The organism is Limosilactobacillus gastricus DSM 16045, from assembly GCF_001434365.1.
Classification (GTDB): domain Bacteria; phylum Bacillota; class Bacilli; order Lactobacillales; family Lactobacillaceae; genus Limosilactobacillus; species Limosilactobacillus gastricus.
In genome coordinates, this window is the sequence record NZ_AZFN01000013.1 from 16,865 (window position 1) to 32,523 (window position 15,659).

At 41.1% G+C, this 15,659-nt stretch carries 14 protein-coding genes and 2 pseudogenes; 15 read left to right on the plus strand and 1 reads right to left on the minus strand.

Annotated elements, in window-relative coordinates; translation table 11 throughout:
* The first annotated feature begins 291 nt into the window (after nt 1–291).
* From ilvB to apf, 9 genes and pseudogenes are all read left to right on the plus strand, one after another.
* Nucleotides 292–1,959, plus strand: coding sequence for a biosynthetic-type acetolactate synthase large subunit (ilvB, locus tag FC60_RS05445; protein ID WP_056937429.1), 1,668 nt, complete (start codon nt 292–294; stop codon nt 1,957–1,959).
* Nucleotides 1,960–1,991: 32 nt separating this feature from the next.
* Nucleotides 1,992–3,002 carry a ketol-acid reductoisomerase gene (gene ilvC, locus FC60_RS05450; RefSeq protein WP_056937430.1) on the plus strand — a complete coding sequence of 337 codons (1,011 nt, stop codon included), beginning with the start codon at nt 1,992–1,994 and terminating at the stop codon, nt 3,000–3,002.
* Nucleotides 3,003–3,078: 76 nt separating this feature from the next.
* Nucleotides 3,079–3,523, plus strand: a 445-nt coding sequence (locus tag FC60_RS09650; protein ID WP_235806081.1) for an ATP-binding cassette domain-containing protein, incomplete at its 3' end; no start/stop codon positions are given.
* A gap of 1 nt (nt 3,524) precedes the next feature.
* A pseudogene (locus tag FC60_RS09655) lies at nt 3,525–3,906 on the plus strand (ATP-binding cassette domain-containing protein); the annotation flags it as partial.
* Between the two features lie 38 nt (nt 3,907–3,944).
* A pseudogene (locus FC60_RS05460) lies at nt 3,945–5,271 on the plus strand (MFS transporter).
* Between the two features lie 191 nt (nt 5,272–5,462).
* The gene (locus tag FC60_RS05465; RefSeq protein ID WP_056937432.1) at nt 5,463–5,771 is read left to right on the plus strand and encodes a hypothetical protein; all 309 of its coding nucleotides are present in this window, start codon (nt 5,463–5,465) and stop codon (nt 5,769–5,771) included.
* Between the two features lie 30 nt (nt 5,772–5,801).
* A complete protein-coding gene (locus tag FC60_RS05470; RefSeq protein WP_235806083.1) occupies nt 5,802–7,631 on the plus strand; it encodes an acyltransferase family protein in 1,830 nt (609 codons plus the stop codon).
* Nucleotides 7,632–7,642: 11 nt separating this feature from the next.
* Nucleotides 7,643–8,464, plus strand: a complete 822-nt coding sequence (locus FC60_RS05475) for a Cof-type HAD-IIB family hydrolase (RefSeq protein WP_056937434.1) — start codon at nt 7,643–7,645, stop codon at nt 8,462–8,464.
* Between the two features lie 298 nt (nt 8,465–8,762).
* A complete protein-coding gene (gene apf / locus FC60_RS05480; protein ID WP_056937435.1) occupies nt 8,763–9,356 on the plus strand; it encodes an aggregation-promoting factor in 594 nt (197 codons plus the stop codon).
* Between the two features lie 36 nt (nt 9,357–9,392).
* Here apf and FC60_RS09290 read toward each other — a convergent pair whose 3' ends face one another.
* The gene (locus FC60_RS09290) at nt 9,393–9,803 is read right to left on the minus strand and encodes a zinc-ribbon domain-containing protein (RefSeq protein ID WP_082601354.1); all 411 of its coding nucleotides are present in this window, start codon (nt 9,801–9,803) and stop codon (nt 9,393–9,395) included.
* 181 nt (nt 9,804–9,984) lie between these two features.
* Between FC60_RS09290 and FC60_RS05490 the strand changes: the two genes are divergently transcribed.
* From FC60_RS05490 to FC60_RS09295, 6 genes are all read left to right on the plus strand, one after another.
* Nucleotides 9,985–11,673, plus strand: a complete 1,689-nt coding sequence (locus FC60_RS05490; protein ID WP_056937436.1) for a phosphoenolpyruvate carboxykinase (ATP) — start codon at nt 9,985–9,987, stop codon at nt 11,671–11,673.
* 137 nt (nt 11,674–11,810) lie between these two features.
* Nucleotides 11,811–12,695, plus strand: coding sequence for a fructokinase ScrK (gene scrK / locus FC60_RS05495; protein ID WP_056937437.1), 885 nt, complete (start codon nt 11,811–11,813; stop codon nt 12,693–12,695).
* Nucleotides 12,696–12,898: 203 nt separating this feature from the next.
* On the plus strand, nt 12,899–13,066 hold the full coding sequence (locus FC60_RS09660; RefSeq protein ID WP_235806085.1) for a FeoA domain-containing protein: 168 nt from the start codon (nt 12,899–12,901) through the stop codon (nt 13,064–13,066).
* Nucleotides 13,067–13,093: 27 nt separating this feature from the next.
* Nucleotides 13,094–13,375 (plus strand): FeoA family protein, encoded by a 282-nt coding sequence (locus tag FC60_RS09665; protein WP_235806087.1) that lies wholly within the window; start codon nt 13,094–13,096, stop codon nt 13,373–13,375.
* Nucleotides 13,375–15,489 carry a ferrous iron transport protein B gene (feoB, locus tag FC60_RS05505; protein ID WP_056937438.1) on the plus strand — a complete coding sequence of 705 codons (2,115 nt, stop codon included), beginning with the start codon at nt 13,375–13,377 and terminating at the stop codon, nt 15,487–15,489. The genes FC60_RS09665 and feoB overlap by 1 nt, the downstream gene beginning before the upstream one ends.
* Nucleotides 15,489–15,659 (plus strand): FeoB-associated Cys-rich membrane protein, encoded by a 171-nt coding sequence (locus FC60_RS09295; protein ID WP_081478394.1) that lies wholly within the window; start codon nt 15,489–15,491, stop codon nt 15,657–15,659. The genes feoB and FC60_RS09295 overlap by 1 nt, the downstream gene beginning before the upstream one ends.

The window sequence follows — 15,659 nt, forward strand, 5'->3', positions numbered from 1 at the left end:
GCCATCGAATTTATTAAGTATTTCAGAAAGGAGCTAATTCACTATGAACGCTATTAATGTCATCCAAGTTCAAATTATCATTATTGTGATCATTATTATCTTAGCTGTCATTATTCGCGATTATAGTGGATTAGGTAGGTAGGCTTTTTAGTCAATCCAATTTCTAATACCAGTCCACTAGAGTAAACAACTTCTGGTGGAGTGGACTAAACACCCATCAGAAATGATGGGTGTTTTTTCGTTAATGGATCGGGCTAGTAAATTCGTTAAATTAGCTTTGGAGGTGACAGGATGAATAAGACAAGCGGATCAAAAGCGCTACTCGATGAGCTGACGGCACAACAGGTTGAAGTCGTCTTTGGTTATCCGGGTGGGGCAGTGATTCCACTTTACGATGAAGTTTATCAAGAGAAATATCATAATATTTTAGTTCGTCATGAACAAGGCGCTGCGCATGCAGCGGAAGGTTATGCGAAGGCATCCGGAAAGACAGGGGTTGTTTTCACCACTTCTGGTCCAGGGGCGACAAATGCTTTAACGGGGGTTGCTGATGCGAAACTTGATTCGGTCCCAATGGTGGTCTTTACCGGTCAGGTAGGGCGTGCCCTTATTGGGACGGATGCCTTTCAAGAAGTCGATATTGTTTCCATGGCAAAAGCAGTCACAAAAGCGACTTTTCAGGTCTTAACACCTAGCGAATTAGTACCAACGGTTCGTAAGGCCTTCCAGATCGCCCAGGATGGACGACCAGGTCCAGTGTTAGTCGATTTGCCTAAGGATATTACCACGGCTGATGTTTATTTGCCATCTCGGCCAGCACCAGTCAGCGAGACATTGCCAGATGATAATCAAGTGCAATTTCAAGAGGTATGGGAAACCTTCAAAAAGGCTAAAAAGCCCTTGTTACTGGTTGGTAATGGGGCAGCTAAGGAGGAAACCAGTCGCCTAGTGCGGGAATTTGTCACCCAGACCCAAACCCCAACCGTTGCGACCCTCTTAGGCTTGGGAGTATTACCAAGTAATGATCCTAACTTCCTTGGCATGGGTGGAATGCATGGATCTTATGCAGCTAATCAGGCCTTAAGTAATTGTGATTTCTTGTTGAATCTCGGTTCACGTTTTGATGATCGACTGGCTACGAAGCCGAGTGAATTTGCTAGTCAAGCTACCATTGCCCATTTTGACCTTGATCCACATGAATTAGGTAAGATTATTACAACGGATTACCCAGTCGTGACGGATGCGAAGGTCGCGATGGAATGGTTTGTCAATGCTAGTCAAAGTGAGCCAACGGATGACCATACAGCTTGGTTAGCTCAGGTGCAAAGCTGGCAAAGCGAGCATCCATTCACTTATCAAAAGGAAACAGGAGTTATGAAACCACAGGCCGTGATTGAAGCGGTTAGCCAAGCCACACATGGGCAAGCATATGTGGCAACCGATGTTGGTCAACATCAAATGTGGGTTTCTCAATACTATCAATTCCAACAGCCAAGTCATTTGGTAACCAGTGGTGGTCTGGGGACGATGGGCTTTGGGATTCCCGGCGCAATTGGGGCTAAACTAGCTCATCCTGATCAGGATGTTGTCTTATTCTTGGGCGACGGTGGTTTTCAGATGACGAGTGAAGAATTGGATGTGATTCGTGAAAATCAGTTGAATGTCAAAGTAGTGATGTTTAACAATCACGCTTTAGGAATGGTTAAGCAATGGCAAGACCTGTTCTTTGATCAACACCGGAGTCGAACGGTTTTTGCCGATCAGCCTGATTTTCAAAAGATTGTGCAAGGCTATGGTTTAGATACCTACCGTTTGTCACCAGACAATTGGCAAGCTGAGTTGGAGAATGCCCTGGCTAGTTCGCGGGCAGCATTTATTGAAGTTGAAATCCCAGCAGATGAGAATGTCTTTCCAATGATCCCTGCTGGGGAAGCTAACACAAATATGTTATTAGGGTAATGAATCTTTATATAAGAGAAAAGGAGATATAAATTATGGTTGAAATGTTATACGAAAAGGATGTTACGACAAATTATTTAGCAGGCAAGAAGGTTGCCTTTATCGGTTATGGAGCACAAGGGCATGCCCAGGCTAATAACCTTCGTGATTCTGGTGTTGAAGTGGTCGTCGGGGTTCGTCCGGGTCAATCAGCTGACAAGGCTAAAAATGATGGCTTTGAAGTATACAGTGTTGCTGAAGCAGCAAAGCAAGCTGATTGGGTTCAAATGTTAACACCAGATGAAGTAATGGCTGATGTCTACAAGAATGAAGTAGCTGATAACCTTGAACCAGGAAATGTGTTAGGCTTCTCACACGGGTTTAATGTTTATTATAAAGAAATCGTGCCACCTGCTGATGTAGATGTTGTTATGATGGCACCAAAGGGTCCCGGTAACCTTTGTCGTCGGACCTATAAAGAAGGATTTGGGGTGCCAGCTTTATATGCAGTTTACCAAGATCATTCTGGACATGCCGAAGACTTAGCTAAAGAATTTGCGAAGGCAAACGGTGCTGCTCGGGCCGGTTTGCTTGCAACGACCTTTAAAGAAGAAACGGATGAAGATCTCTTCGGTGAACAAAATGTTTTGATGGGTGGGATTACGGCCTTGATTGAAACAGGTTTTGAAGTCTTGACGGAAGCTGGTTATTCACCTGAATTAGCCTACTTTGAAGTTGAACATGAAATGAAGTTAATTTGTGATCTGATCTATGAAGGTGGGTTTGCCAAGATGTACAAGGATTGCTCCAATACTTCCGAATATGGTTCATACACGCGGGGACCACGAGTTGTTAATGAAGAATCTAAGCGGGCAATGAAGCAAAACCTGCAAGAAATTCAAGATGGTACTTTTGCCAAGGAATTCATGGATGATTACCACAATGGCTTCAAGAAGCTTTACGCTTACCGTTCTGAAATGGAACAATCACAATTGCAAAAGGTTGGGGACGAATTAAGGGCTAAGATGCCATTCGTTGCGGCCGAAGACAAATACAGTGATTAATTAAGTTTTTGGAGGATTGTTTGGCAATCCTCTTTTATATGGCAAAAATTAGCTGAATTAAGATGGAGGATGGCAGATGGCGACAGTCTTAAAATTAGAACATGTGAATTTTACAAGAGCGGGGAAACCGATCTTAAAAGATCTCAATTGGGAAATACAATCGGGTGAAAACTGGGCCGTTTTAGGACTTAATGGGGCCGGTAAGACCACTTTACTGAAATTACTACATGGTGATATTTGGCCATCGAGTGGTCAAATGGAAGTCTTGGGCCATATATTTGGTCATTCCAACATTAATGACTTACGAAAAAAAATTGGTTGGGTCAGTAATGCTCTGCAAGATTGGCTACATCCTGGGGATAGCGCCGAATCAATTGTTTTATCTGGTAAATTTGCCAGCATCGGAGTTTATGAAGAGACTACCCCAGCTGAACAAGCAACAGCTGTAGACCTATTGAAACGGGTCGGCGGTGGTTCCTTGCTGGGCAAACCATACCGTATTTTGTCGCAAGGCGAAAAACNGCTGGGCAAACCATACCGTATTTTGTCGCAAGGCGAAAAACAATTAGTAATGATTGCGCGAGCCCTAATGGCTCAGCCAGAACTATTAATTTTGGATGAACCTTGTAATGGCTTAGACCTATTTGCACGGGACCGCTTGTTGGCTAATATTGAAAAAATTGCTGCCGATCCTGCTAGTCCGGCCATGCTAATTGTTTCACACCATACTGAAGAGTTATTACCATGTTTCCAAAAGGTTTTATTGTTAAAGGACGGGTTAATTTTTGATCAAGGATCAAGACAAGCAATGTTTACTGAAGATGAATTGACCGAATTCTATGGGGCGCCAGTTAAAGTGCTACGTAATGAAAACGACCACGTCTTAGTTTATTTAAGAAAATAGAGATTGAGAAAAAGAGAATTGGTTACGGGAGATAGGTTATGGAGAACAATTTATCACAATCATTAAATTTTAGTTTACCAAGGAAAACATTAAAAAAGGATTCAGTCAAAACAGTTATCTTGGCTTCCATGGTCGGGACCATGATTGAATTCTACGATTTTTACGCTTATGGAACGGCGTCGGCAGCATATTTTCCAAGGGTCTTTTTTCCAGAAGTTACCCCAACGATTGCCTTATTACTAAGCCTGTTGACTTTCGGGGTTGCCTTCATTGCGCGGCCATTGGGATCCTTTGTCTTTGGCCACTATGGCGATAAGATGGGGCGGAAGAAAACGTTAGTGATTTCATTATTATTAATGGGATGTTCAACGGTTTTAATTGGCCTTTTACCGGGATACAATACCTTAGGTTTAACGGCTGTCATTCTTCTATGCCTATGCCGATTCGTTCAAGGAATTGGTCTGGGTGGTGAATGGTCTGGAGCAGCTTTAGTGGCGACGGAAAACGCACCAGCTAATAAGCGGGCTTTATACGGGGCCTTTCCAGAATTAGGGGCACCACTTGGTTTCTTCTTAAGCAATGGCCTTTTCGTAGTTTTAGAGTTTACCCTAAGCCCTAGTCAAATGGAAAGTTTTGGTTGGCGGATTCCATTCCTAGCATCAGCTGTGCTAGTAGTAGTCGGTTTCTGGGTTCGGCAGAAGATGCAAGAAACGCCATTGTTCCGGATGGCTAAACAACGGAGTGCGACGACGAAATCACCATTAGTAGAGGTTTTTAAAAGTAATTGGTTAGAAATAGTTCAAGGAACCTTCATCGTTGCGGTTACTTACACGCTTTTCTATACGCTCGCAACTTGGTCATTATCCTATGCAACAACTACCCTGGGATTTAGTAAACAAGCATATTTAATGATGCTCATGGGAACGGTCGTCATCTTCGCCTTGTTAATTCTATTCGCTTCTCGGATTTCAGATGCCTTTGGTCGTAAACGAGTACTCTTATTTAGTGCCGTGACCTTAGTTATCTTCGGACTATTGTTCCCTTATTTACTAACCGGTCATCATAATGTATGGGGGAGCGCTGACTTTCTTAGGGGTTGGCTTTGCATTAATGGGGATTGCCTTTGGTCCACTTGGCGCAGTCTTGCCAGAACTATTCCCGACGAAAGTCCGATACTCTGGTTCGGGAATTGCTTATAATCTGGCGGCGATTGTGGGGGCAGCCTTTGCGCCAACCATTGCGGCTTGGTTAGCGGCAAACTGGGGAATTCATTCCGTTGGCCTATACCTATCATTAATGGCGGTCTTATGTGTAGTTTCTTTATTAACGATGCATGAAACTAAGGAAGTCGATTTTACTAAATAAATATTATAGAAAGAAAGAGAAAATTTATAGAAAAGAATTTGACAGCGCTTACACCTTTTAGTATTATTATGACATAAGGTAAGGAATTACCTTCTAATCAATTCTCTTTCTCTCTTATGCCAATCATCGTCTTATAGGCGGTGATTTTTTTATTGGGATTGGTTATAATTATTGGTTGAAGGAGTGAGAATATGGCTAAAATTGGGGTCTTAGACCTAATTGAACAAATTACCCGTTTAGATGGGAGTAAATATTACGAAATTGGTAATATGGTGCACAATGGTCGTGCCGAACTTGCCGCTGAACGGGGATTTATTAAGGAAGTGCGAATTTTAAAATTAAATATTCCACACTCACAAACTGTGATTAAATATGAACAGTATGTTAACGAACATTATCAAATGCAAGACGAATCAATGGATCATTGGGAAGAATGGCCGCGAAATGATGAAGCGGATGAGTGGGTTCAAACGATCGTGCAGGATAACCACGTTGGATAAAATTGGGGAAAATAAATGGGGAATAGGCAAATGGGAAGACGACATATTACAGGGGTTGATGGATTACGGGCAATCGCGGTTATTGGGGTAATTATTTATCATTTAATGCCCAGCGTCGCGCAAGGGGGATTTTTGGGAGTTCCCATCTTCTTGTTGATTTCAGGTTACTTTGTCACTTGTCAATTAGTGGTCGAGTATGACAACACGAATCGGATTGACTTCTTTCATTTTTATCATAAACGATTTAAAAGGTTGTATCCAACTTTAGTCGCGATGTTGATTGCGACGACGGCCTATATTACCTTGTTTCAAAGATCCTTATTAGTAAATTTGCGGTCGACGATTTGGACCAATCTTTTGTGGGTCTATAACTGGTGGGAAATTGGACATGGACAATCTTATTTTGATCGCTTTGCTGGCGAATCTCCTTTTACCCATTTATGGACGCTGGGGGTTGAGGTTCAGTTTTATGTTCTTTGGCCAATGCTCTTAGTGATCTTGTTGATGATGTTTTATCAACGTCGTCAGCGCGTTCGGTGGGTAGTATTATTATTGGCGATTCTGTCAGCACTTGAAATGGCGATCTTATATCATCCGGCAAGCCTAAATCGGGTTTACTATGGGACCGATACGCGAGCTTTTTCGCTTATGTTAGGGGCCTTTTTAGGTTTGATTTGGCCCATTAATCATCTTCGACCGAATATTGACCGAGCGTGGGCAGCAGCACTAGATTTTTTGGGTATCCTAACCTTATTGGGGACTATTTTTGGTTTCTTTACCCTATCGGGGCAGGGTGCCGCTACTTACCGAGGAGCAATGTTTGGTTATAGTTTCTTGGGGACGATCTTGCTAGCGACGATTGTTCATCCAGGTGCCCATATGAACCGTCTATTAACTAATCGTTTATTTACCTGGATCGGGAAACGCTCATATGGAATCTATGTCTATCAATTTCCCGTTATGATTTTTTATGAAAATGTTGTTAAGGTGGGAAATCATCCATTAATTCACGGCATTATCCAGCTGGCGATTATTATGGGAATTAGTGAATTATCTTATCGTTACTTCGAACGCCCAATAGCTAATTATGATTGGCATAATCTAGGACAGACCTTACGGAGTCTCTTTAATCGGACGCAATGGCGACGGTGGCTAGTGGTTGGCCCGGCTCTTATCTTAACCGGGATTGCCGTCTACGGTTTATGTTTACCTGAACCGAAACCAACAGCGACAGCGGTTCAAAAACGAATTACGCAAAATGCTAAAATGATTGCGAAACGAAATCAAGAAATTGCGGCTGGCAAGACACCTCAGGTGAATGTTAATAGTAATTCGATTAAGCAGCGTTATAATTTAACTACAAAGCAGGTCAAGAAACTACAGCAATTAAAAATTACCGCCGTTGGTGATTCCGTAATGCTGGATGCATCTCAATCGATTCAACAATTAATGCCCCTCGCATATGTTGATGGTCAGGTTGGCCGTCAAGGAAACGATACACCTACTGTTTTAAAGACTTTGGCTAGTCAAGGACGCTTGGCCAATATTGTCGTTCTTAATTTAGGCACCAATGGTCCAATTAAGGATCAAGCGGTGGATGAGATGTTATCGATTATTGGTAGTAAGCGCCAGGTATATTGGGTAACTGCGCATGTGCCGACTAGATCATGGCAAGATTCGGTTAATGACCAGATCAAAAAAGCGGCGAAAACCCACCAAAATGTTCATCTTGTCGATTGGTACCAATTAAGTAAAAATTATAATGACTGGTTTGCTAGTGATCAGGTTCATATGCAAGAAAAGGGTAATGTGCAATTTACGCGGCTGATTGCAACCACGATATTAAAATATAATAAGTAGAGGTAATGATAATGCAACAAATGATCGCCTTAGATTTAGATAATACTTTATTTAATTCTGCTAAAGAAATCAGTCCACGGAATGAACGGACTCTGAAGCGGGTTCATCAAGCCGGGGTCAAAGTTGTTTTATGCACCGGGAGACCAATAAACGCCATTCGGAATTATCTTGATCAACTGGAACTCAATCAGGCGGAAGACTATACCATTAACTTTAATGGAGGCCTCGTAACTAATAATCAAACGGGCGAATTTTTATTTCAAAAAGGACTTGTAAAGTCAGATTTAGATGTTTTGTATGAATTTGTCATGGCACACCAATTACCATTAGATGTCCTTGATTTTGATAAAGTATATGAAATTAAAACCGAACAAAAGTCTTTATATGGTGCTACGGTGAAAGGGATTGACTTTACCAATGATGATTATCAAGACTTACCAGCGGGAGATAAATTATACAGTAAAGCGGTTATTGCGGTAGATCCAGCCCAAATGGCGCAGGTGAAAGCTTTAGCTCGGGATGATACTCAAATAGGGCAACACTTTACGGTGGTCCAATCGCAACCACATATCTTAGAATTTATTCCTTTGGGATTAAATAAAGCAGTGGGCTTGCAGCACTTACTGGAGCATTTTGAAATGACCTTTGCAGACCTAACGGCTTTTGGTGATGCTGATAATGATAAAGAAATGTTAGCAGCGGCTGGTGATGGAGTGGTGATGGCGAACGGTTTGCCGGCTGTTAAAGCAATTGCCGATCACGAAACTTTATCTAACGATGAAGACGGCGTGGCAGTTTACATTGAGAATAAATTTGTAACATTGCTGCAATAAAAGAACTAAAAAGGGCTAAATTAAGGTGATTAACCTTGATTTAGCCCTTTTTTTGCAAAAATTTAGGGAGTAAATATTACATCAAATAACGATAATGTGAAAATATCGCTAAAATGCTTAGTGATAGGATTCGGTAGCAGATTTAAATGGAATGGTCGTCTTAAAACAGATGATTAAATGACAAAAGATAACAAAAGAGAAAGGGAACGTAATCTTTTTGTGATGAATCAGTAATTTTATTCCAGTAGTATATTACTTGTCGCTAAGGCAAGTACAAAGAAAAGGAATGATATATTACATGTTTAAGTTTAAGAAAAAGTTCTTAATCCAATTAACGACGACCTTAGGAGCATTAGCGTTGGGAGTAACTGCTGCCGTAACTGTTGCTAATGCCGATACTACTTACACTGTTAAGAGTGGTGACACTTTAAATAGTATTTCCCAACAATATGTTGGTGACAAATCATTAGTTAGTTCAATTGTAAAAGCTAACAATATCAGTGACCAAAACGTAATTTATGTTGGTGAACAACTTACTATCCCAACCGATAGTAGTGATAATACATCAACTAATAACAATTCATCAACTACGACTGATAGCAGTACTAATACTGATTCCAACAGTTCAACGACAACTGATTCTTCGAGCTATACTTCATCTGTCTCCGGCAGTGAAGCTGAAGCGAAGGAATGGATTGCTCAAAAGGAATCCAGTGGTTCTTATACCGCAAGTAACGGAAACTACTATGGTCGTTACCAATTGTCACTATCATACTTAAATGGTGACCTATCAGCCTCTAACCAAGAAAAGGTTGCTGATCAATACGTTGCTAGTCGTTATGGTTCATGGACAGCCGCTAAGGCATTCTGGGAAGCTAACGGTTGGTACTAATATTTTTACCAAAGAGACTCCGCTAAGGGGTCTTTTTTAGTTGGTCATGACTGAGAGTGCTACCAGAATAATGAATAAGATAATTTGGACAATACAGCCAATTAGTGCCCCCATTCCAGCTAATTTGGCATTTTTTGGCATGGGACGATGCCAAATGAGAAATAAGATTAAGCCGATGAGGGGGAGTAAAAAGCCAATTACTCCCCAAGCAATTGATCCGGTGTCCTCGTCATACTCATTCTCAGTAGGGATGGTTTGATAATTATCGTATTTCGGCGGCTGCTGAAGATTTTCGCTAGAAAGGCTATTTTCAACGGGGATTTCATTAGTCGAGGTTGTCGTTGACGCTGATAAAGGGGTTTTAGGCTTAGGGATTTTGGCACCACAGGCAAAACAATAGGCAGCCCCAGGCTCTAATTGAGTACCGCAATTTGGACAGAACTTCATAAATTGATAACTCCTTTGATGAATATTAAATTTATTTTAACAGAAAATTTTGGGAAGGGTGATGGCCTTTAAAGGTTTCTAGTGACTTTGTCGTGTCAAAAATGATAAAGTCAGAAAATCCTAACTATTTCGATATAAATTTGCTATAATGTTAAAGAATTCACTTATAGGAGGTTGCCTTATGGCACAAGAGAGCACAATTCGTACTAAGTCATTATATGTAAATCCCGAACGACGGATTTTGGTGATGAATTTGAATGAGCAATATTTCACTGGAGTTAATGAACTCGTGGATAGCGATGAATTTAAAGAATTAGTCACCTTATATCTAAAGACCGATAATCTATTTAATACTTATGAAGATTATCGCAATTTGACGGCCGATCAATTTATTAAAATGACGAAACGGATTTTGGCTCATGATGAAACGGTCTTTGCCAATTTAGATCGCCAAATTTTGTTAAGTTGCTATGAAGACGCCTATACTTATTTCCGGAATTTCTTACGGGTGACCGTCACCGACGGGATGAATCAGGTTTTAGTTAATAGCTTTCTTGATATTGATGATCGCTTAAACGATTTGTTCCGGACTTGTTACCGAACGTTAACGGATGAAGTGCGGGGTCGTCGGGTTAATCGTTATCGTCAAATCAGTTCTGCTTCTAATGCAGCCCTATTAACAAAACATCATCAATGGCCAATTCCAGCTGGCTATGAAGCCTTGGACAAGATCAATTTCATTGATACGGCCATGGTTCGACCACCATTAATGATGCATACCCCAAGCAACAAGCGGGAAGGGGTTTTCAGTCCCGTTACGGAAAATCCTGTTAAAAAGTTCGCACGGCAAAAGGGTGAATGGTACTGCTACCCAGCCAAAATCGGGACCAGTATTGCTTATATCTATTTTCATGAAGACTTTATGGTGAGTGGTTTATCTTTGACCAACTTATTTGCCATGGCACATGATTATGAAGTTGAAGGTCGTAAACCAGATTTGATCCTCTTCTTTGGTTTAGATAAGACCGAAGGGGACGTTAGTCATTACTTCTATGATGAAGCCAATGATATTTGGGTGGGTGAAGTTCCAAACACAGTAAAAACGACTTACTTTGGTTACATGAAAAAAATGTGTTTGACTTTGCATAATCTTCATCAGATTAAGCAAGGCAAGTTGCCAATTCACGGTTCGATGGTTCGGATTGCCTTTGCTAACGGTAAGACTAAAAACGTAGTCTTCTTTGGTGATTCAGGAGCCGGAAAGTCTGAATCGTTAGAAGCTCTGCAAGAAATTGCTGATGAACAAATCGTGGATATGGAAACGATTTTTGATGATATGGGATCCTTTACTATTGATGGTGATAAGGTTTATGCTCAGGGAACCGAAACCGGTGCCTTTGTTCGGCTAGATGATTTGAGCAGTGCGGTTGCTTTTAACAATATGGACCGGGGAATCTATTTGAATCCAGAATTGAAGAACGCACGGGTAATCATTCCGGTTACTTCAATTGAAAATGTCATTGCTCATCACCATGTGGATATGTGGGTTTACGCCAACAACTACGATGCTGAAGTCGGTATTCACCAATTTGAAAATGAAACGGCTGCTAAAGAAGTCTTTGTTGCTGGTAAGCGGAAGGCCTTAGGGACAACTGACGAGTCAGGGATGACGACTACCTTCTTTGCTAACCCATTTGGTCCGGTGCAAGAACCAGAATTAACGCAACCAATTATTGACGACGTCTTTAAAAAATTCTTTGATGCCGGAATTTATGTTGGTGAAATATACACCCATCTTGGCTACGATCGGTCGGCGGAAGCCTTGCACGATTCAGCTCGGGCCATGTTGAAAGTATTAATGGAATTATAAGAGATTGGAAGCCTCGCTAGATAGCGGGCTTTTTTATTATTCAGGATAATTACCGATTTTTGTGACATCGGGTTGACACATTGATAAATGAGGATTACTATAATAACCGAATGCAACCGCTTACAAGGAGGATAGCAATGACTACATTATTAGGAAGTGTTGAAGCTGGTGGAACTAAATTTGTTTGTGCTGTGGGAAATGAAGACTATCAAATTGAGGATCAAGTCACTTTCCCAACCACAAGTCCGGCCGAAACCTTGGGCAAAACAATTGAATTTTTTGAAAAATACCGTAAAGATCTAAAGGCGATTTCCATTGCTTCGTTTGGACCAATTGAAATTCGTCGGAATTCGCCTAAGTATGGTTATGTAACTTCGACTCCTAAGCCTGGGTGGGCAGATACTGATTTCGTCGGTCCTATCAGAGAAGCCTTTGATGTGCCAATTTATTGGACAACTGATGTTAATGGTTCCGCCTATGGGGAGTATGTTTTATCAACGCTCTTTAATCGCCGGATTAATTCATTAGTCTACTATACTATCGGAACTGGTGTCGGTGCTGGAGCCGTGGTGGATGGTCGCTTTATTGGTGATGTGGGACATCCAGAAATGGGACATATTCGATTAAAGCGTCATCCAGCTGACCTTGATTTTAAAGGAATCTGTCCTTTCCATGGGGACTGTCTTGAAGGATTAGTTAGTGGACCAACCTTTGAAGCTCGGACTGGTAAAAAAGGGAAAGATGTTCCTTTAACGGATCCGGTTTGGGACGTTATGGCTTATTACACCGCCCAAGCAGCCTTGAATGCTACTTTAATGTTCCGACCAGCTCAAATCATCTTTGGGGGTGGGGTCGTTAGTGAACCATTCTTAGATATGGTTCGGGACCACTTTAAGGAACTAATGAATGATTATGTTGAAGTTGGAGATCTGAAGGAATACATTTCGATGCCATTGGCAGAGAATAATGGTTCAGCTACGATTGGTAACTTTGCCTTAGCCCTGCAGGAAATTAACGAATAGTTTATCAGTTAAATTTAATATTTAAGATCGGTGTGCTTTGAGCAGACCGATTTTTTTGTTTCTGAGCATGAAAACGGCCCCTTAATAAAAAGGATTATTAAATTGGGAATTATTGTTAATTTAATAATGTTTTTCGCTAAATTAAGTTGAGTTTTGAAAGGAGTTAAATTAAAATTTAATTAAAAATAAGAAAGGAAATTACAATGCAAACCTTAGCAAGTGTTGACCTACGATCAAGTTATGTCATTTTACAAATAAATGGTGAAAAAGCTTTAACGCGCCGGCTACGTGAGGTCGGCATGATTAAGGGACGAATTATTAATGTGATTTCAACTAATCAAAATTCCAATGGATTAGTTGTAATGTTTTAGGGTCAGCGTTTTGCTTTAAGTTAAAGTATGGCCCGATGTATTGAAGTGGGTCAGGTTGGATCAATCGCGGATGCCAATGATAAAAATCTGGCTGATATTCCGGTAGGAAAGCCTTGTGTAATTACTAAAGTTAATGGCGATCGGACGGTGCGGAAGCGTTTGATGGATATGGGATTAACGCGGAATACAATGGTAACCATTACGAAAGTCGCTCCGTTAGGTGATCCCTTAGAATTGGTCGTTCGTGGTTATCACTTGAGTATTCGTAAATATGAAGCCCAAACGATAATGGTCCAGGAGGTGGATTAATGGAAGTTGTAGCTTTAGCTGGAAATCCCAATAGTGGTAAGACGACCCTTTTTAATGCCCTCACTGGATCAAATCAATATGTTGGTAATTGGCCCGGGGTAACGGTAGAACGAAAACAGGGACAATTAAAAGGTAACCACGAGGAAACGATTGTGGATTTACCCGGAATCTATTCGCTCTCACCTTATACGACCGAAGAAGTAGTAGCTCGTGATTTTCTGATTAATCAACGACCACATCAGATCATTGATATTATTGACAGTACTAACATTGAACGGAATCTTTATTTAACGCTACAGTTAATGGAAACTGGCGTGCCAATTATTTTAGCCCTGAACATGAGTGACCTGTTGGCAAAACAGGGGCGCCGGATTAATCAAGACAAATTAAGTTATTTACTTCAGGTCCCGGTCTGTTCGATTAGTGCTTTAAAACGATCGGGGATTGATGACTTAAAGAAATATCTGGGTTCAGATAAAACCAAACCGTATGCTTATCCCAAATATGATAATCGGTTAGAAAGTGCCCTTTCTGAAATTGAAGATGAATTAAACGGCTTGGTACCTGATAATGACTTACGTTGGTATGCTATTAAGGTTTTTGAAAATGACGAAAAGGTCGTTCCAATTTTGCAATTGGACGCCGCCAAACAGCAGAATATCCAGGAAATCATTACCATTACGGAACAACTTTTTAATGATGAAGCCGATAGTATTATTGTTAATGCTCGCTATGACCTCATTGCTAAGCTAGTCGATATGTGTGTGGTTGACGAAGCTGATTTTAAGATGAGTTTTAGTGACCGCATTGATCTAGTTGTTACCAATCGGTTTTTGGCGCTGCCCATTTTTGCGCTGGTGATGTGGGGAGTTTATTACGTGTCGATTCAAACGATCGGGACAATGGGAACTGATTGGGTCAATGATGTCTTTTTTGGAGAGTGGGTTCCTAATTGGGCGACCGCCGTCTTGAATTCTTGGGGCGTCGCCGCCTGGATGAAGGGACTCATCGTTGATGGAATTATTGCTGGGGTTGGTTCGGTAATTGGTTTCTTACCACAAATTATTATGCTCTTTTTGTGTTTAGGAATCCTTGAAGATTGTGGTTATATGGCCCGGATTGCCCTCGTAATGGATCGGATTTTTCACCGCTTTAACTTATCAGGGAAATCTTTTATTCCCATCTTGATCTCAACTGGTTGTGGAGTGCCGGAAATTATGTCGACCCGGACTATCGAATCCGAAAAAGATCGAAAGATGACGATTATGCTTGCCACTTTTATGCCGTGTTCGGCCAAACTGACGGTAATTGCCTTGATCGCCGGGACTTTCTTTCCCGAGCAAAGTTGGGTGGCACCTTCGGCATACTTCATTGGAATTTTAGCTGTTATCGGCTCGGGAATTTTTCTAAAGAAGACCAGTGCCTTTGCCGGCCCACCAGCACCTTTCGTAATGGAATTGCCAGCTTATCATCTACCGGTAATTGGTAACATTGGTCGGTATGTTTATGCGCGTTCGACGGCTTTTGTTAAAAAAGCTGGGACAATTATTTTTGTTTCTTGTGTCGTTATCTGGTTCCTCTCAAGCTTCAATTGGCGCTTCCAGTCTGTTGATGAAAATCATAGTCTCTTGCGATCCATAGGTGAAATTATGGCTCCAATTTTTGCTCCTTTAGGATTTGGGGACTGGCATGCAACGGTAGCGGTAATTGCTGGTTTAATTGCTAAGGAAAACTGTGTTGATACCCTCCGGATTACTTTTGGTAGTGGATCAAATGTTTGGTTCCGACACGAATTATTACAATCTTATTCGGCGATTGTTGGTTATTCGTTCTTGGTTTTTAATCTTCTATGTGCTCCTTGTTTTGCCTCAATCGGAACCATGTATCAGGAATATGGCGATGTTAAATGGACGCTTCGTGCCGTTAGCTACCAAACAATCTTAGCTTATATCGTTGCCATGACCATTTATAATGGTTATCAATGCTTAATTGGTCAAGCGACGATCAGGAACGTTGGTTTAACGGTTGTGGGATTGTTAATCGTTATTTATGGAATTATTATTAAAAGAGAGAAATCAGTTGTTAATAGTCAATCAACCTTGGAGGTGAGTTAATGCTTGCGACGGTAATCTTAGCGGTGTTGATCTTTGGATATTTTGTATATGTAATTTATAGTCGATTTTTCAAACATAAGGGTGGCTGCCACGATTGTGTTGATAAGGGTTGCCCTTTGAATGACACGATGCAACAGCCAGCATCAGGAATCTTTAATAATCATCAATAA